The organism is Saccharothrix sp. NRRL B-16348 (assembly GCF_001280085.1).
In the GTDB taxonomy this organism is placed as follows: Bacteria; Actinomycetota; Actinomycetes; order Mycobacteriales; family Pseudonocardiaceae; genus Actinosynnema.
Window position 1 is genome coordinate 1 of sequence record NZ_LGED01000232.1, and the last position, 22,143, is coordinate 22,143.

The 22,143-nt window shown below is 72.3% G+C and carries 24 protein-coding genes; 13 read left to right on the forward strand and 11 right to left on the reverse strand.

Going from position 1 to position 22,143, the window contains the following annotated elements:
• Window positions 1–126 precede the first annotated feature (126 nt).
• Together ADK67_RS35505 and ADK67_RS51560 are read right to left on the reverse strand one after the other, a co-directional pair.
• Entirely contained in the window at window positions 127–681 is a 555-nt protein-coding gene (locus tag ADK67_RS35505; protein ID WP_063797844.1) for a hypothetical protein, read from the reverse strand.
• On the reverse strand, window positions 678–815 hold the full coding sequence (locus ADK67_RS51560) for a hypothetical protein (protein ID WP_157621160.1): 138 nt from the start codon (window positions 813–815) through the stop codon (window positions 678–680). Before ADK67_RS51560 ends, ADK67_RS35505 begins: the two co-directional genes overlap by 4 nt.
• A gap of 77 nt (window positions 816–892) precedes the next feature.
• Between ADK67_RS51560 and ADK67_RS35510 the strand changes: the two genes are divergently transcribed.
• The gene (locus tag ADK67_RS35510; protein ID WP_053720945.1) at window positions 893–1,471 is read left to right on the forward strand and encodes a TetR/AcrR family transcriptional regulator; all 579 of its coding nucleotides are present in this window, start codon (window positions 893–895) and stop codon (window positions 1,469–1,471) included.
• Here the strand turns inward: ADK67_RS35510 and ADK67_RS54105 are convergent.
• On the reverse strand, window positions 1,409–1,942 hold the full coding sequence (locus tag ADK67_RS54105; protein WP_231648506.1) for a GNAT family N-acetyltransferase: 534 nt from the start codon (window positions 1,940–1,942) through the stop codon (window positions 1,409–1,411). The two genes, ADK67_RS35510 and ADK67_RS54105, sit on opposite strands and share 63 nt — an antisense overlap.
• Window positions 1,943–2,324: 382 nt before the next feature.
• Window positions 2,325–3,434: a transporter substrate-binding domain-containing protein gene (locus tag ADK67_RS35520; protein WP_053720946.1), complete on the reverse strand. Its 1,110-nt coding sequence runs from the start codon at window positions 3,432–3,434 to the stop codon at window positions 2,325–2,327.
• A 180-nt stretch (window positions 3,435–3,614) separates the two neighbouring features.
• Here ADK67_RS35520 and ADK67_RS35525 point away from each other — a divergent pair, with 180 nt between their 5' ends.
• From ADK67_RS35525 to ADK67_RS35535, 3 genes are all read left to right on the forward strand, one after another.
• Complete coding sequence (locus ADK67_RS35525; RefSeq protein ID WP_053720947.1) at window positions 3,615–4,544, forward strand: ATP-binding cassette domain-containing protein; 930 nt, start codon at window positions 3,615–3,617, stop codon at window positions 4,542–4,544.
• A 23-nt stretch (window positions 4,545–4,567) separates the two neighbouring features.
• Window positions 4,568–5,290 (forward strand): ABC transporter permease, encoded by a 723-nt coding sequence (locus tag ADK67_RS35530; protein WP_053721105.1) that lies wholly within the window; start codon window positions 4,568–4,570, stop codon window positions 5,288–5,290.
• An 83-nt stretch (window positions 5,291–5,373) separates the two neighbouring features.
• On the forward strand, window positions 5,374–6,210 hold the full coding sequence (locus ADK67_RS35535) for a DUF4097 family beta strand repeat-containing protein (protein WP_053720948.1): 837 nt from the start codon (window positions 5,374–5,376) through the stop codon (window positions 6,208–6,210).
• A gap of 92 nt (window positions 6,211–6,302) precedes the next feature.
• Here the strand turns inward: ADK67_RS35535 and ADK67_RS35540 are convergent, their stop codons facing one another.
• Window positions 6,303–9,440 carry a BTAD domain-containing putative transcriptional regulator gene (locus ADK67_RS35540; protein WP_053721106.1) on the reverse strand — a complete coding sequence of 1,046 codons (3,138 nt, stop codon included), beginning with the start codon at window positions 9,438–9,440 and terminating at the stop codon, window positions 6,303–6,305.
• Between the two features lie 97 nt (window positions 9,441–9,537).
• Here ADK67_RS35540 and ADK67_RS35545 point away from each other — a divergent pair, with 97 nt between their 5' ends.
• A complete protein-coding gene (locus ADK67_RS35545) occupies window positions 9,538–10,545 on the forward strand; it encodes a hypothetical protein (protein ID WP_053720949.1) in 1,008 nt (335 codons plus the stop codon).
• Window positions 10,546–10,591: 46 nt separating this feature from the next.
• Here ADK67_RS35545 and ADK67_RS35550 read toward each other — a convergent pair whose 3' ends face one another.
• From ADK67_RS35550 to ADK67_RS35575, 6 genes are read right to left on the reverse strand one after another with little or no spacing between them, the layout of a single operon-like run.
• Entirely contained in the window at window positions 10,592–11,743 is a 1,152-nt protein-coding gene (locus tag ADK67_RS35550; RefSeq protein ID WP_231648522.1) for a cytochrome P450 family protein, read from the reverse strand.
• A complete protein-coding gene (locus tag ADK67_RS54110; RefSeq protein ID WP_231648507.1) occupies window positions 11,680–13,074 on the reverse strand; it encodes a cytochrome P450 in 1,395 nt (464 codons plus the stop codon). The genes ADK67_RS35550 and ADK67_RS54110 overlap by 64 nt, the downstream gene beginning before the upstream one ends.
• A complete protein-coding gene (locus ADK67_RS35560; RefSeq protein WP_053720950.1) occupies window positions 13,071–13,697 on the reverse strand; it encodes a GTP-binding protein in 627 nt (208 codons plus the stop codon). Before ADK67_RS35560 ends, ADK67_RS54110 begins: the two co-directional genes overlap by 4 nt.
• Window positions 13,675–14,028, reverse strand: coding sequence for a DUF742 domain-containing protein (locus ADK67_RS35565; protein WP_053720951.1), 354 nt, complete (start codon window positions 14,026–14,028; stop codon window positions 13,675–13,677). Before ADK67_RS35565 ends, ADK67_RS35560 begins: the two co-directional genes overlap by 23 nt.
• Complete coding sequence (locus ADK67_RS35570; RefSeq protein WP_053720952.1) at window positions 14,025–14,423, reverse strand: roadblock/LC7 domain-containing protein; 399 nt, start codon at window positions 14,421–14,423, stop codon at window positions 14,025–14,027. Before ADK67_RS35570 ends, ADK67_RS35565 begins: the two co-directional genes overlap by 4 nt.
• The gene (locus ADK67_RS35575; RefSeq protein WP_053720953.1) at window positions 14,420–15,682 is read right to left on the reverse strand and encodes an ATP-binding protein; all 1,263 of its coding nucleotides are present in this window, start codon (window positions 15,680–15,682) and stop codon (window positions 14,420–14,422) included. The genes ADK67_RS35570 and ADK67_RS35575 overlap by 4 nt, the downstream gene beginning before the upstream one ends.
• 211 nt (window positions 15,683–15,893) lie before the next feature.
• Between ADK67_RS35575 and ADK67_RS35580 the strand changes: the two genes are divergently transcribed.
• The 8 genes from ADK67_RS35580 (at window position 15,894) to ADK67_RS35615 (ending at window position 22,098) form a co-directional block, all read left to right on the forward strand.
• Window positions 15,894–16,352: an AAA family ATPase gene (locus tag ADK67_RS35580; protein WP_053720954.1), complete on the forward strand. Its 459-nt coding sequence runs from the start codon at window positions 15,894–15,896 to the stop codon at window positions 16,350–16,352.
• A 2-nt stretch (window positions 16,353–16,354) separates the two neighbouring features.
• Window positions 16,355–17,104: a tRNA(His) guanylyltransferase Thg1 family protein gene (locus ADK67_RS35585; RefSeq protein WP_053720955.1), complete on the forward strand. Its 750-nt coding sequence runs from the start codon at window positions 16,355–16,357 to the stop codon at window positions 17,102–17,104.
• Between the two features lie 81 nt (window positions 17,105–17,185).
• Window positions 17,186–18,421 (forward strand): hypothetical protein, encoded by a 1,236-nt coding sequence (locus ADK67_RS35590; RefSeq protein ID WP_053720956.1) that lies wholly within the window; start codon window positions 17,186–17,188, stop codon window positions 18,419–18,421.
• Window positions 18,418–18,783: a FixH family protein gene (locus ADK67_RS35595; RefSeq protein WP_053720957.1), complete on the forward strand. Its 366-nt coding sequence runs from the start codon at window positions 18,418–18,420 to the stop codon at window positions 18,781–18,783. Before ADK67_RS35590 ends, ADK67_RS35595 begins: the two co-directional genes overlap by 4 nt.
• A 9-nt stretch (window positions 18,784–18,792) precedes the next feature.
• Entirely contained in the window at window positions 18,793–19,800 is a 1,008-nt protein-coding gene (locus ADK67_RS35600; RefSeq protein ID WP_157621163.1) for a hypothetical protein, read from the forward strand.
• The gene (locus ADK67_RS35605) at window positions 19,800–20,363 is read left to right on the forward strand and encodes a hypothetical protein (protein ID WP_157621166.1); all 564 of its coding nucleotides are present in this window, start codon (window positions 19,800–19,802) and stop codon (window positions 20,361–20,363) included. Before ADK67_RS35600 ends, ADK67_RS35605 begins: the two co-directional genes overlap by 1 nt.
• Window positions 20,318–21,466 (forward strand): sensor histidine kinase, encoded by a 1,149-nt coding sequence (locus ADK67_RS35610; RefSeq protein ID WP_053720960.1) that lies wholly within the window; start codon window positions 20,318–20,320, stop codon window positions 21,464–21,466. The genes ADK67_RS35605 and ADK67_RS35610 overlap by 46 nt, the downstream gene beginning before the upstream one ends.
• On the forward strand, window positions 21,454–22,098 hold the full coding sequence (locus ADK67_RS35615) for a response regulator (protein ID WP_053720961.1): 645 nt from the start codon (window positions 21,454–21,456) through the stop codon (window positions 22,096–22,098). The genes ADK67_RS35610 and ADK67_RS35615 overlap by 13 nt, the downstream gene beginning before the upstream one ends.
• The last annotated feature ends 45 nt before the right edge of the window (window positions 22,099–22,143 follow it).

The following is a 22,143-nucleotide window of genomic DNA, read 5'->3' on the forward strand; positions in this document are numbered from 1 at the left end:
CCGCCAGGCCTGCCGGCTTCGACCAGCCTAAAGCACCCGAACCCATGTCAAATCGGGCCTAGGTGGGGAGGTTGCGGGTCCGTTGTTCCGCGGTTGGGTCAGGAGGCCTGGGCGGTGGCGGGTCCGTTATGAGGCCGTTGGGTGAGGTTCTGAGTGGGGCGGTGGCGGGTTCGTTGTGAGGCTGTTGGGGTAGGACCGTGGTGGCCGGTGGCGGATTCGGCCCTTTGGCTTGAACACCGATAGCGCGGTCGCCAGGAGAAGTACGAGGACTGCGGCGGCCGCGTCGGCGGTGACCTGCCACCGCGTCCCGGTCAGGTCGTCGGTCAGCGCGGCCGTCGCCGCGGCGTCGGCCAGGTGCCCGATCGGCTTCATGTGGACCAGGAGCACCACGGTCGCCAGGAGGTTGATCAGCAGTTTCGCCACGACCCAGTAGTGGCGGAACAGGCCCCACGGGGTGCTCCAGGACTGGACCAGGCCGGTGATCAGCGAGGCGAAGCTCAACGGGACGATGACCGCCCAGCCGATCAGCTCCATGACCACGTACGTGGCGCGGGCGAGTTGCGGGTCGGTGGTCGTCATCCCGACCGTGGCGAGCACGAGGAAGCACGCGACGGCGCCGAGCCAGCCCACCGACGACGTGACGTGCGCGGTGAGCGTGAACTTCCGCAGGGTCGGGCTCATGGTGTGTGGCCGCCGAAGCCGTTGCCCGTCAGGTGCAGGACCACGACGGCGGACGCGAGGGCGATGACGACGATCGCCGAGATCCACACCCAACGTGGTGTGCCTGCGTCGTCCTCGTCGGGCGGCTTGGTCATGGGTTTCCTCCCGGGGCGTTTGCGAGACACTATGTCCGGTAAACGACAACCTGTCTACAGGGCGGTATGCTCCCGGTGTGCCGAGGCTGTGGAACGAGACGATCGACGCACACCGACGCGAGGTGCACGGCGCGATCCTGGACGCCACGGCGGCGCTGGTGGCCGAGCACGGGCTGCTGGGCGTGACCATGTCCCGGATCGCCGAGAAGGCGGGCATCGGTCGCGCGACGCTCTACAAGTACTTCTCGGACGTGAAAGCGATCCTGGGCGCCTGGCACGAGCGGCAGGTTGCCGTTCACCTCCGCAGGCTCGCCGACGCGCGGGACGGTGTGCGGGACGCGGACCAGCGGTTGGAGGCGGTGCTGGCGGCGTTCGCCGGCATCTGCCACGAGGCGCGCCCGCACGACGACCCTGAACTGGTGTCGTTCATGCACCAGGACGACCAGGTCCTGCGGGCGCAGCGGCACCTGCACGAGCTGGTCGCGGAGCTGGTGGCCGAGGGCGCGCGTGCGGGCCGGATCCGGGACGACGTGTCGCCGGACGAGTTGGCCGACTACTGCCTGCACGCCCTGACCGCCGCGAGCCGCCTGTCGTCAGAGAGCGCGGTCCGCAGGCTCGTGGCGGTCACGTTGGCGGGTCTGCGGCCTGCTTCCTAGCGGGAAGTCGTACCCGGTGAAGTCGGTGACGGGGACGTAGCCGATGCGCTGGTAGAGGGCGTTGCTGGTGGGGTTGGCGGGATCGGCGAACAGCACGACGTCCGTCGCGCCCGCGGTCAGCGCGGCCCGGCTCACCTCGACCGAGACAGCGCCCGCGTAGCCACGTCCGCGCAGGTGGGCCGGGGTGTAGACGGGATCGACCCGGACCATGCCGGCGACCATCGACGTCCAGCCCGCCATGGCGGCGGGAGTGCCGTCCGGTGTCTCCCAGAACGTGTAGTGCTTGTCGGCGAAGCGCGAGGCGGCCCACGCGTCGGCGTCCATGGACGGCGCCTCTCCGACGGAGGCGGCGAACTCGCCGCACCAGCGGACGACCTGGTCGCGGTCCTGGGTGTCGGCGACCCGACCCCGGCCCGCCGGGACCGGCTCCGGCGGGGTGAGCGTGCCGAGGCGGTACAGGCGGACCCGCACGTCGGGCACCGCCGCGGCGCCCGTGTGGCGCTGCCACGCCTCGGCGAAAGCGGCGGCGCCGCCGTGACGCCGGAGAGGGCGAGGCCGCGGTCGGCCAGGTGGGCGGCGAGCCTGTCGGCCTGCTCGGAGGAGAGGACGCTGACGCTCAGCCGGCCGGTCGGGCGGCGGTAGCAGAACGCGTGGACCTCGCCGCCTCGCTCCAGCCGGCCGAACACCGTGCCGTCGGCCCCGCCCGTCCGCAGCTTCCCGGTCACCGTCAACGGCATGGTGTGCAGGGCGGGGCGCGAGCGCAGGAGGTCACCGGCCCGGGCGAGGAAGTCGTCGACGTCTTCGGTGAGGTGCCAGCCGTCCGAGCGCATGGTTCATGATCCCTGACGCGCCGTCAGAACAACGTCGAGCCCTGGCACGGCGAAGTCGTCTTCGGGATGTGCTCGTCCTTGTTGGCGACGCCCTTGAGGTGCTTGTCGAACTCGACCGCCCAGTGGTCGTTGATGAACTCGGTGATCGTCCGGTTCAGCTCCTCGCACAGCCGCGGCCGGTTGTCCGGGATGCCGACGCCGTAGCTCTCCTGGCCGATCCCGATGGTGCTGACGTCCTGCCACGGCGCCTGCGCGTCCTGCTTCCGGTCCTCGGCGAACGCCTGGAGGATCGACACGTCGGTCGACACCGCGAGCCCGCTGTCGCGGTTCTCCAGGAACTGCCGCATGCACGCCACCAGCGACCGCTCCGCGGCGGGCTGCCACCCCAGCTCGGTGAGCCGGGCGTTGCCGGTGGTGCCGCTCGCCGTGCAGACCTCGCCGGGCGCGATCTCCTCCAGGTTGGCGACCTTCTGCCAGGTGAAGAAGCCCTGCTGGTCGTAGTAGTAGGGACCGGCGAAGTCGATGGCGTTCTCGCGGTCAGGCGTGATGGAGAAGTTGGCGACCACCAGGTGGACGGGCCCGCCGGGGAAGTCGTCGGTCAACGCGAGGATCCGGTCCTCGCGCGAGGTCAGCTCGACGTACTCGACCCGTTCGACCCGGTACCGCTTCGCGATGAACTCCACGAGGGCGACGTCGAACCCCTCGCGGCTGCCGTCGGTCCGCACGCTGTTCCAGCCGGGGTAGCTCTCCTTCAGCACGCCGACCCGCAGCACGCCGGCCAGGTAGTCGTGCGGGTCCTCCTCGCGGCTGAACCAGTACACGAGGCTCACCACCAGGAGCGCGGCGGAGGTGAACGCCAGCGCGATCTTCAGCCGCCGCTTCCGGGTCCGGACCTCGGGACCGGGCCCGGCGTCGCGGGCGCCGTAGGTCATCATCAGCGGCACCAGCACCGCCGCGACGTTGATCGGGATGACCACGATCGCCGCCACGTCGCCGCCCCACTGGGGGTTCGCCAGCAGCCACACGGTCAGCGACATCGTCGCCAGGGTGATGGGCAGGATCCAGTACAGCTGGTTCCGGAGCGAGAACGGGGCTAAGTGGGCCGTCGGTCGGGCATCGTTGTCTTCACTCATCCCAGAGCACCCCTCGGGTTCATCGCCGTGTCACCCTCACGCTCATCTCATGTTGCCAAATCGCCGCGCGGGGTGAGGGCGTTCCCGGGATAGCGCCACGTGGCGGGCGTTCTCCGGTGTCAGCAGTGGTGTCAGGGTCGTGTCAGGGGTGTGACAGGCCGGCTGCCGATAGCCCTCCCCATGAGTTCAGCGATCGAAGTTTCCGGACTGCGGAAGGCATACGGGGACAAGACCGTCCTGGACGGCATCGACTTCGATGTCCGCGCCGGCACGATCTTCTCCCTGCTCGGCCCGAACGGGGCGGGCAAGACGACCACGGTGAACGTGCTGACCACGTTGATGAAGGCCGACGGCGGGACGGCGCGGGTGGCCGGCCACGACATCGCGACCGAGGCCAGGGCGGTGCGCGCGACGATCGGCGTCACCGGCCAGTTCGCGGCGGTGGACGAGCTGCTCACCGGGCACGAGAACCTCCAGCTGATGGTGGACCTCAAGCGCCGGGGTGACGGCAAGCGGGTCGTCGCGGACCTGCTCGAGCGGTTCGACCTGGTGGAGTCGGCGCGCCGGCCCGTGTCGACCTACTCCGGCGGCATGCGCCGGAAGCTGGACCTGGCGATGACGCTCGTCGGCGACCCCCGGATCATCTTCCTGGACGAGCCGACGACCGGCCTGGACCCGCGCAGCCGCCGCACGATGTGGTCGATCATCCGCGAGCTGGTTGCCGACGGCGTGACGATCTTCCTCACCACCCAGTACCTCGAGGAAGCCGACCAGCTCGCCGACCGGATCGCGGTGCTCGACCAGGGCCGCCTGGTCGCCCAGGGCACGCCCGACGAGCTCAAGCGCCGGCTGCCCGGCACGCACGTCCGGCTCCGGTTCACCACCGCGGCCCAGCTCGACGCGGGCGCCCGGCTCTTCACCGACGCCACGCGGGACGACGAGGCACTGGCCCTGCGGGTGCCGAGCGACGCCGGGACCGCCTCGCTGCGGGCGTTGCTCGACCGGCTCGACGAGTACTCGCTCAGCGCCGAAGAGCTGTCCGTGCACACCCCTGACCTCGACGACGTTTTCCTCGCCCTGACGGGCCACACCGCGGAGGCCGCCAAGTGAGCGCCAAGTCCCCTTCCACCGTCATGTTGCGCCGCAACTTCAAGCACATCGCCCGGAACCCGACCTCGGTGTTCAACGCGATCCTGATGCCCGTCGTGATGATGTTGATGTTCGTGTACGTGTTCGGGGACGCCTTCGACGTCGGCGTCGACTACATCGACTACGCGACGCCGGGGCTGATGCTGCTGGCCGTCTGCTACGGGCTCGGCGCCACCGCGACGTCGGTGAACTCGGACATGACCAAGGGCATCATCAACCGGTTCAAGGTCATGGACGTCTCCCGCGGCGCGGTGCTGACCGGTCACGTCGTGGCCAGCGTGCTGACCAACCTGGTCGCCATCGCGGCCCTCGTCGGGGTGGCGTTCCTGCTCGGGTTCGACCCGTCGGCGAGCTTCCTCGACTGGCTCGGCGTGCTCGGCGTCGTCGTGCTGCTCGGTTTCGCGGCCGGCTGGTTCACCGTGGCGCTCGGCCTGGCGGCGAAGTCGCCGGAGACGGCCGGTCTGGCCGCCGTGCCGCTGATCATGCTGCCGTTCTTCAGCAGCGCGATCGTGCCCGCGGAGATGATGGGGCCGGGCATCCGCCAGTTCGCGCAGTACCAGCCGTTCACGCCGATCATCGAGTCGCTGCGCGGGTTCGTCAACGGCGCGCCCGCCACCGGCGACGTGATCGCCGCCCTCGCCTGGTGCGCCGGGATCGCCCTGGTCGGGTACCTGTGGGCGTCCTCCACCTTCAAAAAGCGGGCGTGACCGTGCCCCTGAAAGCGTTGCCCACCACCAAATCGAACACGACCCGGACCACCGGATCGAACACGACACCAGAGGAGACCGCCATGCCCGCATTCGCCACCCCCGGACCCATCACCGCCACCGTCGCCGTCGCCGGCGCCAGGGTGCGGGTCACCGCGAGCGACCGGACCGACACCGTGGTGCTGGTCGAACCCGTCGACCAGGCGCGCAAGTCGGACGTCGAGGTCGCCGCCAAGACCAAGGTCGACTTCGCCGGAGGCCGGCTGTCGGTCAAGACGACCGTGTCCGGGGACAAGCGCGGTTCGGTCGACATCACGATCGGCCTGCCCGCCGGCTCCGGCCTGGTCACGTACCTGGCGCACTCGACCGTCCACGCCGACGGCTCGTTGGGCGAGTGCGAGCTGCACACGGCGTCGAGCCGGGTCGAGCTGGACCGGGTCGGCGCGCTGAGGGCGAACATCTCGGCCGGCGAGGTCGCGATCGGCCACGTCGCCGGGCGCGTCGACATCGAGGGCAGCGTGGTCGCGGCGCGGATCAAGGAGGTCGAGGGCGCCGTCAGACTCTCGAGTTCGGGCGGCCAGACGTGGATCGGCCACGCCTCGGCCGACCTCGACCTCAGCAGCGGCGGCGGCGGTTTCGCCGTCGACCGGGCCGACGGCAGCGTCACCGCCAAGACCGGCGGCGGCGACATCCGGATCGGCCGGTTGACCCGCGGTCAGGCGGAGCTGTCGAACCGCTCGGGCGTCATCGAGGTCGGCATCGGCGAGGGCACCGCCGCCTTGGTGGACGCCGACAGCAAGCGCGGCTCGGTGCGCAGCTCCGTTGCGGCGCAAGAGGATCTGGCCGCGTTCGACGAGAAGGTCACCGTCCGCGCCCGCACGCGGCACGGCGACATCATCGTCCGGCGTGCGGCGAGCTGACCCCCCGACGCGACCGCCGCCGCGCCTGCCCGGTGCGGCGGCGGTCGCGCTCGTCGGTCAGCCGGTCGGCGTCGCCCTCGTCGGTCAGCCGGTCAGGCGTCGAGCGTGACCGCCACCAGCCGGGACCAGTCCGATCCGGCGCCCTCCCGAGCCTCCTCGGCGAACCGCGCGTCGCCGAGGAGGCTCCGCGCGGTCTGCTCGATCCGGGCCACGTCCGGGTGGGAGCGGTCCTGGAGGCCGCGCACGGCGGCGCTCGCGGCGAGCAGCCGCACGGCCTGCTCGGGCCGGCCCTGGCGCAGTGCCAGGTCCGCGACGCCGACGAGCACCATCGCGATCACGGCCGGGTGGCCCGCCTCGGACACCGCACGGAAGGCCGCCGCGCGGTGGGCACGGGCCTCGCCCAGGTCGTCGGCGAGGTAGCCGAGCAGGTCGTGGCTCAGCACGCGGAAGTGAGCCAGTTCCGCGTTGTCGCCCAACAGGGTCGTCGCGACGCCGAGCTGCCGGCGTGCCTCCTCCGCGTCGCCCGTCCACCGCGCGAGTTCCGCCTTCGCGACCGCCAGCTCGGCCAGCGCGTCCGGCCAGGTGACCCGTGCCGCGGACCGCCCGGCCTCGGCCATGGCCGCCTCGCTGGAGTCCTTGTCGCCCATCAGCCAGTGCAGCTGCGCCTGCCGCGACCGCATCCGGATGACGTCCTCGGTCGCGCCGATCTCCGAGACGGCCTCGATCGCCTGCTCGTAGTACTCGCACGCACGGGCGAACTCGCCGCGCACGGCGATCCGGTCCGCCAGCGAGGTCAGGGCGAACGAGATCCCGAACCGCTCGCCCAGGGCCCGGAACTCGGCGAGCGCCGCCTCCAGGTACGCGTCCGCCTCGTGCCCGCCGTGGCCGAGGATGATCCGCATCTTGCCGAGGTGCAGCCGGGCCAGCGCGCGCACCCACGGATCCTCGTTGTCCAGCAACGGTTCCCACGCGGGCAGGAACGCGTCCGGCGCCCGCAGCATGCGTTCCAGCGGGACGACCAGCGCCAGCAGCGGGTTGGTCCGCTCGACGCGCAGGCTGAGCTCGTACGCCCGGTGGATCCACTCCGCCGCCTGGTGCTCGTCGCCCAGCCCGGAGTTCACGAACATCGTCATCAGGCTGTAGACCATGGCCCGGATACCGTCGGGCACGTCGCCGGGCGTGCGGGTCGCCGTGACGATCAGCTCCACGCCCTCGGACTTGTGCCCGGCGAGCCACCAGTACCAGCCGGCGCCCGCCGCGAGCCGCATCGCGCCGTGCGCCTCGCCCGCCGCGACCGCGCCGCGCATCGCGGAACCGATGTTGTCGTGCTCGACCTTCAGCGTGGCGAGCCACGTCAACTGCTCGGCACGGCGGAGCCGGGGTTCGGCGGTCTCGGCGAGTTCGGTGAAGTAGGCGAGGTGCGCGTGACGCGCGAGGTCCGCTTCCCCCGCCTCCGCGAGCCGCTGGGCGGCGTACTCCTTGATCGTGCCGAGCATCCGGTAGCGCGGTGCGCCGTCGCCGGCGGCGACCAGCAGCGACTTCTCGGCCAACGCGGTCAGCAGCTCCAGCACGTCCTCCGGCTCGACCGCGTCGTCGGCGCAGACCCGCTCGGCCGCCTCCAGGCTCGCACCGCCCGAGAACACCGAGAGCCTGCGCAGCACGACCCGCTCCGCGTCGGTGAGCAGCTCCCAGCTCCAGTCGACCATCGCGCGCAGCGTCCGGTGCCGCGGCAACGCGGTGCGGCTGCCGCCGGTCAGCAGGCGGAACCGGTCGTCGAGCCGGTTGGCGAACTGGTCCAGGGACATGGTGCGCAGCCTGGCCGCGGCCAGTTCGATCGCCAGCGGCATGCCGTCCAGCGCCCGGCAGACGCGCACCATCGTCGACAACGCGTCGGCGTCGACCGCGAGGTCCTTGCGCACCGCGCTCGCCCGGTCCCGCAGCAACCGGACGGCCGGTGAGGCCTCGATCGCGTCGGGACCGGCGTCCTCCTCGGGCAGGGCAAGGGGCTCGACCAGCCACAACGCCTCGCCGGTGATGCCGAGCGGTTCCCTGCTCGTCGCCAGGATCCGCAGCCGGCGGCACTCGCCCAGCACCCGGTGGGCGAACGCCGCCGCCGACTCGATCACGTGCTCGCAGTTGTCCAGGATCAGCAGCGCCTCCCGGTCGCGGACCGCGGCGATGAGCCGTTCGGTCGGCTCCGCGTTCGGGGTCTCGCCGAGCAGGGCGTCCCGGAGGCCGAGCCCGGCGAGCGCCGCCTGGGCCACGTCGCCGTCGGCGCCGATGGCCGCGAGCTCCACCAGCCAGGCGCCGTCCGGCAGGTCGTCCAGCAGCGTGCGCGCGGTCTCCGCGGCCAGCCTGGTCTTCCCCGAGCCGCCCGGCCCGATCAGGGTGGTGAGCCGCTGCTCGGCGACGAGCCCGCGGACCACGGCGACATCGGCGTCCTTGCCGACGTAGCTGGTCAGCTCGGCGCGCAGGTTGGTCTTCCGGTTCTCCTCCCGCCTGCTCACCTCGCCGCGCAGCAGCGCGACGTGCAACGCGGACAGCTCCGGCGACGGGTCGACGCCCAGTGCGTCCGCCAGGGCTTCCCGCGTGCGCTCGTAGACGAGCAGCGCCTCGGTGTCACGACCGGTCGCCACGAGGGCGCGCATCAGTGCGGCGGCGAGCCGTTCCCGCATGGGGTGCGCGGCGGCCAGGTCGGTCAGCTCCGGGACCAGGTCCGCGCCGTGGCCGAGGTCGACCTCCGCGTCGAACCGGTCCTCGACGGCCGTCAGGCGCAGCCCTTCGAGCCGGGTCACGGCCGCGTCGAACGCCTCGCTGTCCTGCAACCCGACGTCCTGCATGGCCGCGCCGCGCCACAGGGCGAGGGCCTCGCGCAGCAGCCGCACCTTGCGCGGTTCGTCTTCGTTGCGCGCCTGCGTGACGAGGCGTTCGAACCGGACGGCGTCGACGGCGTCGGGCGCCACGGTCAGCCGGTAGCCGGTCGGCTGCCCCTCGATCGACCCGTCCGGCAGTGCTTTCCGCAGCCGGGAAACCAGGCGTTGCAGGGCGTTCGCGGCGTCGGAGGGCGGGTGCTCGCCCCAGATCCAGTCGACGAGCGTCGCCTTCGGGACCACGTGACCCGGTTCGAGGGCGAGGGCGATCAACAACCCGCGCAACCGCGCGCCCGGCACGTCGGCGAGGACGCCGTCGTCCGTGCGAACCTCGAATGGCCCCAGCGTCCCGATCTGCACGCGGCCGATTGTGTCACGGAGGGTCGGCGGGCCTCTGACGAGCAGGAACTCGCCCGTTCCGGAGTGCGGTGTCGGTGGTCGGCCGTACGGTTCGGCCATGTACTTCGTGTATCGGTCCCACTACGAGGGGCCGTTGAGCAAGTTGGTGCGCCGGCTGCCCGACGAGACGGTGCTCGCGTGGTTCCAGCGGGGTTGGGCGAGCGGCTCGGCGACCTGGGTCGAGGACGAGTTGGGGGTGGACGTCTACGGTCTCGACTCGATCTTCCGCAAGGCGCGGGAGCTGGACCTGCCCCGGCCCGAGACCACCGCGCAGCTGCGCACGCTGCTGCACGAACACCTGTACGTCGAAGGCGGCAGCGACTTCATCCGGCTCGACGAGCACAGCCTCCGGGTGCGGACCGACGACGACGAAGTGGAACTGGCCTACTTCTTCTTCGAGGACGACGTCGTGGCCGCCGCGCCCGACCGCCTGGCCTACCTGCTGCACGAGGACTGGCCGTTGCCGGACCACGCCGGTTCGCCGGAGGCGTTCACCCCGGACGTGGCGGTGACACCGGTCGGCCCCTCCGGAGAGGGCGACGTCAGCACCTACGCGGTGTTCTCCACCTTCTACGACGGCGAGAGCCTGGCCCGTTCCCGACCGCTGGTCTTCCCGGGCGTCGACCTGCGCGCGCTCGCCCGCCACCTGCGCACCGCGGCCACGCCCGGTGGCGAAGACTGGCCGCCCGAACTCCTGGTGCTGCGGGCGCTCATCGCCCCCGACGACGACACCCTCGGCCCGGCACTGGACCGCGGCAACCGGTGGCCGGGCTTCAACCTCAACGCCGACCCGTGGCCCGACCTGCCGGACGACCACGCCGCCGCCCACCGCCGGGCCGTGGAGTTGGTGGAGGCAGGGCAGCACACCGACGGGCGGCGACCCGAGGCGTCCTTGCTGCGGGTGAGCGACAACCTCGTCCAACTCGCCCTGCACTGCAGCGGGCCGTTCGGCTACCAGCAGTGGTACCTGTTCGACACGGCTTGGGCGGCGACCCACCCCGACCTGGCCCGGTCACTGCTGCGCTACGCCGACCACTGGGACCCGCTCGACGACCGACCGGAGTGAAGGTCCGGGGCGCGTCACCGCCGGTGACGCGCCCCGGACCGGCTCGCTACTTCAGCGTCACCGGCAGGGACCGGTGGCCGTTGGAGATGAACGACTGGCCCGGCTCCAGCTCGTCCGGCGCCACCGCCAGCCTCATGGCGGGGAACCTGGCGAACAGGGCCGGCAGGGCGATCTCCGCTTCCATCCGCGCCAGGGGAGAGCCCAGGCAGTAGTGGACCCCGTGGCCGAACGCCAGGTGGGTCTTGTCGGCCCTGGTGATGTCGAACTCGTCGGCCGTGTCGCCGTGGACCGCCCGGTCCCGGCCCGCCGCCGCGTACGCCGCCAGGATCGCCTCGCCCTTGCCGATGACGACACCGCCGCCGACCTCGATGTCCTCCACCGCGTACCGCAGGGGCAGGTTCGCGACCGGGGCCTGCCAGCGCAGGGTCTCCTCGATCACGTCCCCCCAACCGCTCGTGCCCGCGCGGACCGCGGCGAGCTGCTCCGGGTGGGTCAGCAGGGCGGTGATCGCCTGGTCCAGCAGGTTCACCGTGGTCTCGTACCCGGCCGAGATCACCAGGATCAAGGTGTCGACCAGCTCGGCCTCCTCCAGCCGCGAGCCGTCGTCCTCGCGCACCGAGATCAGGCCGCTGGTCAGGTCGTCACCGGGGTTCTCCCGCTTCGCCGCGACCAGCTCGTGCATGATCCCGTACAGCTGCACGGCGTTCGCCTGCGCCGCCTCGGGCGTGATGGTGGTGTCGAAGACGCCGTCGACCACCTTCCGCAGCCTCGACCGCGCCTCGGCAGGCACGCCGAACAGCTGGCAGATGACCTCGATCGGGATCGGGTAGGCGAACCCCTCCCGCAGGTCGACCGGTTGCTCCGCCGCGTCGAGCCCGTCGAGCAGCCGGTCGGTGATCTGCTCGATCCACGGCCGCATCGCCGCCACGCGCCGCGGCGTGAACGCCTTCGACACCAGCGACCGGAGCCGGCGGTGGTCGGCGCCGTACGCGGTGAACATGTTCTGCACCGACACCCACAGGTGCAGCGGCCAGTCCGCGGGCAGCACGCCGTTGCTGAACGCGGGCCAGTGCTGCCGCGCGTCCTTCGAGACGCGGGGGTCGCCGAGCAGGTCGCGCAGGGTCTCCTGGCTGGTCACCGACCACGCAAGAACCTGGCCAGGGAGTTCCACCAGGGTCGCCGGCCCGCGCGCGGCGATGGCGGCGGACTCGGCGTGGAGGTCACGGCCGGTGGGGTCGAGGACGACGGGGCCGGGGACGACGGGGTGGTCGGCTGGACGTTCCAACGGGTTTCTCCAGGTGACTCGTCGGGCTGGACGGGCACGGCTACCGGGGTGAAACGCACGGGGAGCGCGGTGAGCGCGCGGTGGAACGGGCCGGGCCGCCAGACGAGCTCGTCGTTGGGCACGGCCAGGCGCATGTCGGGCAGGGCGTCGAGGATCTTCTCGATCGCCACCGACGCGATCAGGCGTGCGGGCTGCTGCGCCGGGCAGGCGTGCACGCCCGCGCTCCAGGCCAGGTGGGCCCGGTTGCCCGAGCGCTGCTGGGAGGCCAGCGCGGGGTCGTTGTTGGCCGCCGCGTAGCTGATCACCACCGGTTCGGCGGCGGGCAACCGGACACCGGCGAAGTCGGTGTCCTCGACCGGGTAGCTCGCCGAGTAGTTCGCGATCGGCGGGTCCGTCCACAGCACCTCGTCGAGCGCCTCCTCGACCGGCAGGCTGCCGCCGGAGAGGTCGCCCGCGAACCGGTCGTCGGTCAGCAGCAGCCGGATGCCGTTGGAGATCAGGTTCTGCTCGGGCTCGGTGCCCGCGCCCATCAGCAGCGCGAGCTGGTGGATCATCTCCTCGTCGGACAGCCGGGCCGGGTGGGCCATCATCCACGACGGCATGTCGTGGCCGGGCCGCTGCCGCTTGAGCGCGACCAGCTCCACGATGCACTGCGTCAGGTCGGCGTTGGCCTGCTCCGGGTCGACCATGTCGAAGATGCCGCTCATGGCGACGACCAGCCGGTCACCCAGCTCCGGCGGGCAGCCGTAGAGGTGGTTGAACATCATCAGCGGCAGCAGCTTCGCGTACTCGCCGAGCAGGTCGGCCTCGCCGTTGCCGGCGAACCGGGCGATCAGCAGGTCCGCGGTCCGCTCGACCTGGCCGCGCAGCGCGTTCGGGTCGACCCGGGCGAGGCTGTCGGTGACCACGGCACGCAGCCGCGCGTGCTGCGCGCCGTCGGTGAACAGGCAGTTCGGCCGGTACATCATCATCGGCAGCACGGGGGAGTCCGGCGGCATCTTCGCCTGCCACCGCCGGGGGTCGCGCGGGAACGCGCTGGGGTTGCGCAGCACGTCCAGCACGGCGGCGTACCCCACGACGAGGTTGGCGGGCACTCCGGGCGCCAACTCGACCGGCGCGACCGGCCCGTGCGCGCGCAGGGCCTGGTACGTCGCGGCCGGGTCGGCGGCGAACTCGGGGCCGTGCAGGGGCGTCCGGCCGTGGTGTGCGGGACAGGCCTGCCCGGGGGCGGCTTGCGAGGTCACGCGTTCTCCTGGGTGCGGGTCAGCAGGTACTCGACGAGGGAGACGAGCGCCTGCGTGGACGAGGTCGCGTCGCGGGCGTCGCAGAACATCAGGGGTGTCTCGGGCAGCAGGTCCAGCGCGTCCCGCAGCTCCGCGCCGGGGAACGCGGGCGCGCCGTCGAAGGCGTTGACCGCCACCGCGTACGGGATGCCCAGCTCCTCCAACAGACCCATGACCTCGAACGACTGCTCCAGGCGGCGGGTGTCGGTGAGCACGAGCGCGCCGAGCGCGCCGTACGCGATGTCCTTCCAGATCCGGGTGAACCGCTTCTGCCCCGGCGCGCCGAACAGGTAGAGCACCAGCTCGTCGGTGAGCGTCAGCCGGCCGAAGTCCAGCGCCACCGTGGTGGTGTTCTTGTCGTCGACGCCGGCGAGGTCGTCGACGAGGGCGCCTGCCTGCGTCATCGTCTCCTCGGTGCGCAGCGGGCGGATTTCCGAGAGGGTGCCGACGAAGGTGGTCTTGCCGACCGCGAACGGACCCACGACCAGCAGTTTCACCGCCGTCCGCACGGTGTCGCGCAGGTAGACGCCGCCAGCGGCCAACCCGTCGGAGGCGGGCTCGTCAGAGGCGAGCACGGAGGCCATCGAGCACGTCCTTCAGCAGCTTCATGTTCGGGCGGGCGGTGTGCGAGACCGCGGCGTGCGTGGCGATGTGACCGCTGTCGACCAGGTCGGACAGCAGCACCTTGGTCACGCTCATGGGCAACGAGAGGTGCGCGGCGATCTCGGCGACCGACAGCGCGCCGCCGCGGCACAGCTCCATCAGCCGCTTCTTCTCCGGCGACAGCCCGGCGACCTGCTCGCGGGTGGCGATCACGACCGTGACCGCGTCGAAGGTGTTGCGGCTGGCGTGTGCCCGGCCACCGGTCACGACGTACGGCCGCACCAGCCCCCGCGAGCGCTTCCCGCCGCTCACGCCGGGCTGCCCGCGTCCTGCCTCGGCGGGCTGGTGAGTTCCTTGCCGAGCCGTTGGACCAGCTCCTGGATCCGGAACGAGACCGCCTCCATGTCCACCCGCGCGGTCGCCGACACGGCCAGGTACGCGCCCGGCCCGGCGGCGGCCAGGAAGACGTAGCCGTCGACGAACTCGCTGACCGTCTGCTGCCACTCCGCGCTGGTCTGCCCGCAGAACTCGGCGGTGGCGCGGGCCAGCGACTGGAGCGCGGACATCGCGGCGGCGTGCCGTTCCGCGTCGTCCCGGTCGATGCCGGCGGAGTGCGCCATCAGCAGCCCGTCGGCCGACAGCAGGACGGCGTGCCGCGTCTCCGGCATCTTCAGGGCGTCGTCGAGCATCCAACCCACGTTGTTCATGCCTGGGGGTTCCCTTCAGCGACAGGCGGCGGCGTGGTGGCCCGGCCAGACTCGGTGCCGCGTTTCCAGGCGGCCAGCCCAGTCGCGATCCGCTGGTCGGCCGGCGCCGGATCGGCCGGGGCCGACGGTGGCGCGCCCTGGTCGGCGGTCTGCGTCCGCCGGCGCCGGGGCAGGCCACCGGGGGTGCGCTCCAGCTCGGCGGCGGGCGTGGGCGCGGCCGGTTGCCGCTGCTCGGGCGGCAGCGCGACGGCGTTGTCCGGCATGGCGGGCTTGCTGACCCGGGTGAGCAGCTCGGTCGGCAGGAACACGACCGCGCGCACACCGCCGTACGGCGAGCGGGTGTCCACCGAGACGCGGAAGCCGTAGCGCTTGGCCAGCACGCCGATGACCGCGAAGCCGACCTGCGGCGGGTCGCCGAGCCGGTTGATGTCGCTGCCGCCGTCGCCGGCCAGCAGCCGGGCCGCGCGGTGCAGCTCCTCGACGGTCATGCCGACGCCGCCGTCGTCGATCATCACGGCCATGCCGTTGTGCGCCTGCTGGAAGTTGACCTCGACGCTGGTGTTGGGCGGCGAGTGCCGGGCGCCGTTGTCGAGCAGTTCGGCCACAGCCAGCACGACCGGCTCGACCGCGCGGCTGACCACCGCGACGTCGGACTCGGCGGGCACGTTGATCCGCAGGTAGTCGCGGATCCGGGAGGTGGCGCCGCGCGCCACGTCGGTCAGCGACGACGCCGACCGCTGCTGCCCGGGCCAGGAGCCGCAGAGCACCGCGGTGGCCTGCGCCCGGCGGTTCAGCTGGGAGTTCATGTGGTCGATCCGCATCAGGCCGGCCAGCACGTCCGGGTCGTCGTGCCGGTCCTGCATGGCGGAGATCGCGACCTGCTGCTCGTTGGACAGGCTCTGCACCGCGCGCATCATCGCCTTGAGCGTGGCGCGGGCCGACTGCTCGCCGCGGGCGCTCGCCTGCCGGACCGAGTCGGCGAACAGCGCGAGCACCGGCTCGTGCGCCTCGGCGGCGCCGGCGTGTCTCGGTCCCGGCACCTCGACGGGCCGGTGGTTCAGCGACTCCGCCAGGGCGGGCAGCCGCACGTCGACCAGGTGCCGCTCCTCCTCGGCGCGGATCCGCTCCCGGGCCTCGGCTCCCTCGGCCCGGAGTTGTAACGCGCGGGTCGCCCGTCGTTGGCGTACCAGCAGGAACACGACGATCAGCACGATGGCGAGCAGGAACCAGAACGCCACCGCGAGTGTTTGTTGGTCCATCAATTCCTCTGGTGCGGGCGAGCTGCCGGATACCAGTGCGCCAGCAGGGTCTGAATCTTTATCACGTGACTTCGGCGGACGCCAAGTGTTCGCGGCCGGCTCCCTCCGATGGGAGCAACTCGTCGGGAATACCGATACCATATGTCCACTGTGGACGTTCCCGGAGGTGGTCCGGCGGGCACGGCGCGCGCGGGCCGCATAGAATTGCCCGGTGGCAGAGCTCGCGATCTTGATCGGGCTTCAGGCGTCGGGCAAGACGAGTTTCTACCGGAACGTGCTGGCCGGCACGCACGCGCACGTCAGCAAGGACGTGTTCCCGAATGCGCGCCGCCGGCAGGCCCGCCAGTTGCGGCTGGTCGGGGAGTCGCTCGACGCCGGGCTCGACGTCGCGGTCGACAACACCAATCCGTCGGCCGAGGAATGGGCGCCGCTCATCGCGGCCGGTCGGGAGCGCGGCGCGCGGGTCGTCGGATACTGGTTCCCGCCGGATCTCGTGGGTTCGGTGACGCGCAACGCCGCGAGGGACGACAAAACCCGCGTGCCCGACGTGGGGCTTTATGCCACCGTTAAGCGCCTGCGGCGTCCCCGGCCGGTCGACGGGTTCGACGAGTTGTTCACCGTGCGGTTCGACGGCCGGGGCGGATTCGACGTTCAACCCCTGGAGGAGTGACGATGCGGTGGGCCGAACTGGAGGCCGGGCAACGTGCCAGGGAGTGGTTCCACACGTTGACCGCGCCGGCCGGGATGTGGATGGTCGTGCGGGTGGACGGGCGCGGTTTTTCCCGGTTCACCGAGGAGCGTTTCGAGAAACCGTTCGACCCGGGGTTCTCCCGGCTCATGGTGGAGACCGCGCAGGCGCTGCTGACCGAGTTCGGCGCCCGCTACGCCTACACCGAGAGCGACGAGATCTCGGTCGTGCTCGACCCCGGCCACGACCTGTTCGGGCGGAGCGTGGAGAAGATCGTGTCGCTCTCCGCGGGCGTCGCCTCCGCCGCGTTCACCCACGCCGCCGGCGAGCCCGCGCACTTCGACAGCCGGATCTGGCTCGGCGCCGGCACGGGTGACGTGGTCGACTACGTGTCCTGGCGGCAGTCCGACGCCACCCGCTGCGCGCTCAACGGCTGGTGCTACTGGACCCTGCGCAAGGCGGGCGCGACCCGCCAGGAGGCCACCAAGCGCCTGGAGGGGACGTCCACCTCGGCGAAGAACGAGCTGCTGTTCGAGCACGGGATCAACTTCGACGACCTGCCCGCCTGGCAACGCCGCGGCATCGGCCTGTGGTGGGAGGAGCACACCCGCTCCGGCCGCGACCCCGTGCGCGGCGTCGACGTCACCACCACGCGGCGCCGCGTCCACGTCGAGCACGACCTGCCGATGAAGGACGCCTACCGCGCCCTCGTCGACCGGCTGATCGGCGCCTGACGGTCGGGTAGTTCCCCGGCACTAGTGGAATCGCTACTCGCGCCTTATGTGCCGCCGGCGGCCGGTTCCTAGCCTCGGTGTGTGTTCATTCGTTGGGTCCTGGCCGTTTCGACCGCGCTGCTGGTCACCGCGACGCCCGCGGCGGCGCACGTGGTCAGCGCCGAGTCGGACGTGCAGCTGGCGCAGACGATCGCGGGCGTCGAGCTGACCGTCGTGATCAGGCGCACGCCCGCGGTACCCGGTCCGCTGCACGTCGACCTCGTCGCGCACCAGCCCGTCCACGACCTCGCGATCGACGTCGGGGTGGGCGACAGCGCCGGCGAGGTGCTGCTGCGCCGTGACCGCGCCGGCACCTACCCCGTCGTGCTGGACGTCCGGGAGACCGGGCCGCACGAACTCCGGCTGACGACGGCCGCCGAGTCCTCGGCCCTGCCGTTCGTCGTGCGGGTCCCGGCGCCCGCGACCTGGGAACTGGTGGTGTACGGCGGTTTCGGCGCCACCGGGCTGTTCCTGGCCGCGGCGCTGGTGGCGGGCGCCAGGTCGAGAAGGGCGACGGCGCTCGTGCTCGGCGGCGCCGGGGTGGTGGTGGCGGTCGTCGCGGCCACGATCGGGGTCGTGTCGCCGGGGCTGGGTGCGGACCAGCCCGAGGCGGGACGTCCCAACGCGCAGGCGTTCCTGTCCACCACACCGGCGCGACCAGCCGTCGGCGAGGAGTTCACGTTGCGGTTCGACCTGGTCGACGGCTCGACCGGGCTCCCGGTCGACGACCTCGCGGTGCACCACGCCGCCCTCGCCCACCTGGTCGTCACCAGCCGGGACGGCGGCTTCTTCCGGCACGTCCACCCGCTGCGGACGGCTCCGGGACGGGTCGAGGTCCGGTTGGCGGCCGACCGCCCCGGCCGCTACTTCGCGCACACCGAGTTCGAGCGCGCGGACGCGGGCGGCCAACTGGTGTCCGGCACGTTCGACATCGGCGGGATTCCGCCGGACACACCGCCGGGGCCGGCGGCCTGGACGTTCCCGCCCGGCCGGCCTTCGACGATCGAGGTCGACACCGGCCGCGCCGACCTCCAGTCGTGGCTCGGCATGGCGGGCCACCTGATCGTCCGGGACGAGGCGGGCGGGTACCTCGGGCACGTGCACGAGCAGGGCGCCATGTCGGCCTCGTCGGACGGCACGGTGGCCGGGGCAGGCCCGGTGCTGCGCTTCACGCTCAGCTTCCCCCGACCCGGCCGGTACTTCGCGTGGGTCCAGTACGCCGAGGACTTCCGCGTCGTGACGGTCCCGTACGTGGTCGAGGTCGGGGACACCCGATGAGGCGGCCGGTCCTCCTGGCGGTCGCCGCGGTCCTGGCCGTCGTCGCGGTCGCGGCCCTGGCGCTCCTGTCCACTCGGGACGCCGCGCCGATCCGGCTCGGCCAGGGCGACGTGACCGTGCGGCTGGACAAGGCGGGCACCGGAACCGTTGCGGCGCAAGTGGAAGTGCCGGCGGACGTGGCGGCGGTGTCGCTCTACGCGACGATGCCCCGGATGGGGCACATGACACCGGAAGTCGTCGCGGAACGCGAACAGCCGGGCCGCTTCCGGGCCACCGGCGAACTGTTCTCGATGACGGGCCGGTGGGTGCTGGCCGTGCGCGTCGACGACGAGATCGTGACCTTCGACATCACTGTGGGATAGGAGTTCGTGGTGGTACCAAAGCGACAAGTGGTCGGCGCCTGGCTGCTGCTGACCGGGTTCAGCTCGTTGTGGCTGGGCGTGGCGTGGGACGGGCAGTGGCACGTCGACGTCGGCCCGGACACCTTCTTCACCGCGCCGCACCTGATGTTCTACTTCGGGTCCGCGCTGATCGGCCTGACCAGCCTCGCGGTCGTGCTGCCGAGCCGTGGCGCGGCGGCGGGACCGGGCGTGCGGGTGCTGGGCTTCCGCGCGCCGGCGCCGTTCCTGGTCGCCGGGCTCGGCGCGGCGGGGCACCTGCTGTACGGGGCGATCGACCTGTGGTGGCACACCATCTACGGGTTCGACATCCTGGAGAGCACGCCGTCGCACCTGAGCCTCCAGCTCGCCATGCAGGTGCAGGCGATCGCGGTGATCATGGCGTTCGCGGCGTTGCGGCACACCACGTCCGGCCGGTGGGGCCTGGCGGCGGCCGGCGCGTTCAGCGTCGCGGCCAGCTCCATCATGCTCGACGGCGACGTGTTCGGCGTCAGCCTGACCGTGCTCGGCGGTGGCGCGGTGACCGCGTGGACCCTGTGCGCCATCGCGGGCGTCACCCGCAGCGCGTGGTGGGTGGCGGCGCTCGGGCTGCTGTTCGTCGCGGTGCACGCGGCGACGTTCTTCTTCCCGCCGCTGGCCACCGGGCTGTACTCGGAGGGCATCGGCCAGCCGCTCCGGGACAACGCGCTGGGCGTGCCGCTGATCGCGCTGGCGATGCCGCTGGTGTTCCCGCTCATCGCCGTCGTCGGTGCGGTCGCGGTGGCGTTCGCGCGTCGGCGTGACGTGTCCCCGCCGCTCGTGATGGCGGCGTTGGGCGCGGTGATCGGGCTGCTCGTGGTGCTGTCCCAGTACCTGTTCGACGAGGTCGGCACGAGCCCGCTGCTCGCCGCCCTGGTCATCACGGCGTTCGGCGCGATCGCCGGCCGGTTCGGCTGGCAGTCGGCCGCGCTGATGCGCCGGCTCACCCCGAGGGAGGCGTGATGAGGTTCCGAGCCGCTCTCGGCGTGGCGGTCGCGGTGGCGCTGGTGGCCGCGCCCGGTGCGACCGCGCAGGCGTCGACGCTCACCATCGTGCACAGCGAGCAGGTGTCCCTGGGCGAGCACACGTTGACCGCCTCGTTCACGGACTGGCCGGTGCGCGCCGGCCGGTCGCTAGACTTCACGTTCGAGCCCACTGGGGGGATCGAGGGCCGCTCCGGCACCGTGCGGGCGATCGCGCCGTCCGGTGAACCGACGGCCCTGGGCATCGTCGGCCTGGACGGCGAGGCCGACATGGAGCTGCAGCGGCACCCGCTGGCACGGCACGCGTGGGGGCTGGACGTCGTCGCACTACCCGAGGAGGGCTTGTGGCGCTTCGAATTCACCGTGCACGGACCGGACGGCGCCTCGACGGGGACGCTGCCGATCGCGGCGGGCCCGATGCCCGGGCCGTCGCCGGCGTTGAGCTGGGTCGTCGGCATGGCGCCGTGGGCGGTGGCGCTGCTGGTCCTGGCGCGCCGGTGGCTGAAGGTCCGGAGGACGGCCGTCCTGGCCTGGAGCGGCTGAGCGACGGCCTGCTGGTCCTGCTGCCGCTGATGGTGGCCTGGCTGTCCATCCTGGACGGTCCGGACCACGACCCGGTGGCGACCGTCCTGGGCGTGGCGTCGGCGCAGTCCTTCGCGCTGGTGTGGCGCCGCCGGTTCCCGCTGACCGTGCTGCTGGTCGTGATGGTCCTGGAGGGCGTGCTCATCGCGGCCGACGCGGAGATCTTCGTCGCGTTCCTGGTGGCGGCGTCCGCGCTCGGCACGTGGGGCAGGCCGGTGCAGCAGCGCATCGGCCTGGCGATCGGGCTGGCGGCGCTGGCCACCGGGATGGTCCTGAGCATCACCGGCGGCGCCCCGGCGGGGTTCGCCGTGGCCGGGGTCGCGTCGGTGGCGATCATGTTCGTCGGCTTCTGGCTGAGCGGGTGGCTCGGCGCCCGGCAGCGGACGCGGATCCGCCGGCTGGAGGCCGAGCGCGCCGAGATCGAGCAGCGTGCCGCCGCCCGGGAACGCGCCCTGCTGGCCAGGGAGCTGCACGACATCCTGAACCACGCCGTGACGGCCATGGTCCTCGACGCCACCGCGGCGGCGGAGACCGGGACGCCCGACGAGTCGCGGGAGGCGTTGCGGCGCATCGCGCGGACCGGGCGCAACTCCCTCGCGGAGCTGCGCCGGCTGCTCAGCATCCTGCGCCGCAGCCTGTCCGACGCCGACCACGACCCGTTGACCGTGCCGCCCGGCCTCGACCGGCTCGACGAGCTGGTGGGCGGCATCCCCGGCAGCGGGCCGCGGGTCACGCTGGTCCGCGACGGCCACGCGGGCCCGCTCGACGCCAGCATCGAGCACGCCGCCTACCGGGTGGTCCAGGAGGCACTGACCAACGTGATCAAGCACGCCGGACCGGTCGCGACGACGGTGTCCCTGGCCTACGCGTCCGACCACCTGTCGGTCGTGGTCGCCAACGAGCGGTCGGCGCAGACCCGACGTGCCGGGAACGGGCTGGGGCTGATCGGCATGCGCGAACGCGTCGAACTGGTCGGCGGCACGTTGACCGCCGGTCCGGGCGCCGACGGCGGGTTCGAGGTGCGGGCGCACTTCCCGGCGCGGGGCGCGGCGTGCTCCGGGTAGTGGTCTGCGACGACGAGCAGCTGCTCCGCGAGGCGCTGACCAGGCTCATCGACGCGGCGCCCGACATCGAGGTGGTCGGTGTCGCCGCCGACGGCAGCGAGGCCGTGGCGGCGGTCGACCGGCACGCGCCGGACGTCGTGCTGATGGACATCCGGATGCCGGTCCTCGACGGCATCGAGGCGACCCGGCGGATCTCGGGCCGGACCAAGGTCCTCATCCTGACGACCTACGACCTGGACAGCTACGTCTACGCCGCGCTCGAGGCCGGCGCCAGCGGTTTCCTGCTCAAGGACGCGCCGAGCGAACGCCTGCGCGACGGCATCCGGATCGTCGCCTCGGGTCAGGCGGTGCTCGCGCCCGAGGCGACGGCCCGGATGATCTCGGCGTTCCGGCCGGCCATGCCGACCGCCGAGGACCGGGCGCTGTCGCAGGCCGTCCGACGGCTGTCACCGCGGGAACGGCAGGTGTGCGAGCTGCTCGCGGAGGGCCTGGCCAACGACGAGATCGCGCAGCGCCTCGCCATCAGCCGCTACACGGTGAAGGTGCACGTCTCCAACATCCTCGGCAAGCTCGGCGTCCCCGACCGGGTCCACGTCGTGCTGGCCTGGTCCCGGTTGCGCGGTCACGTCTGAATCGGTGGCCGGCCGGTGGTCCGTTCGGGCAGTCTGGCCGGATGG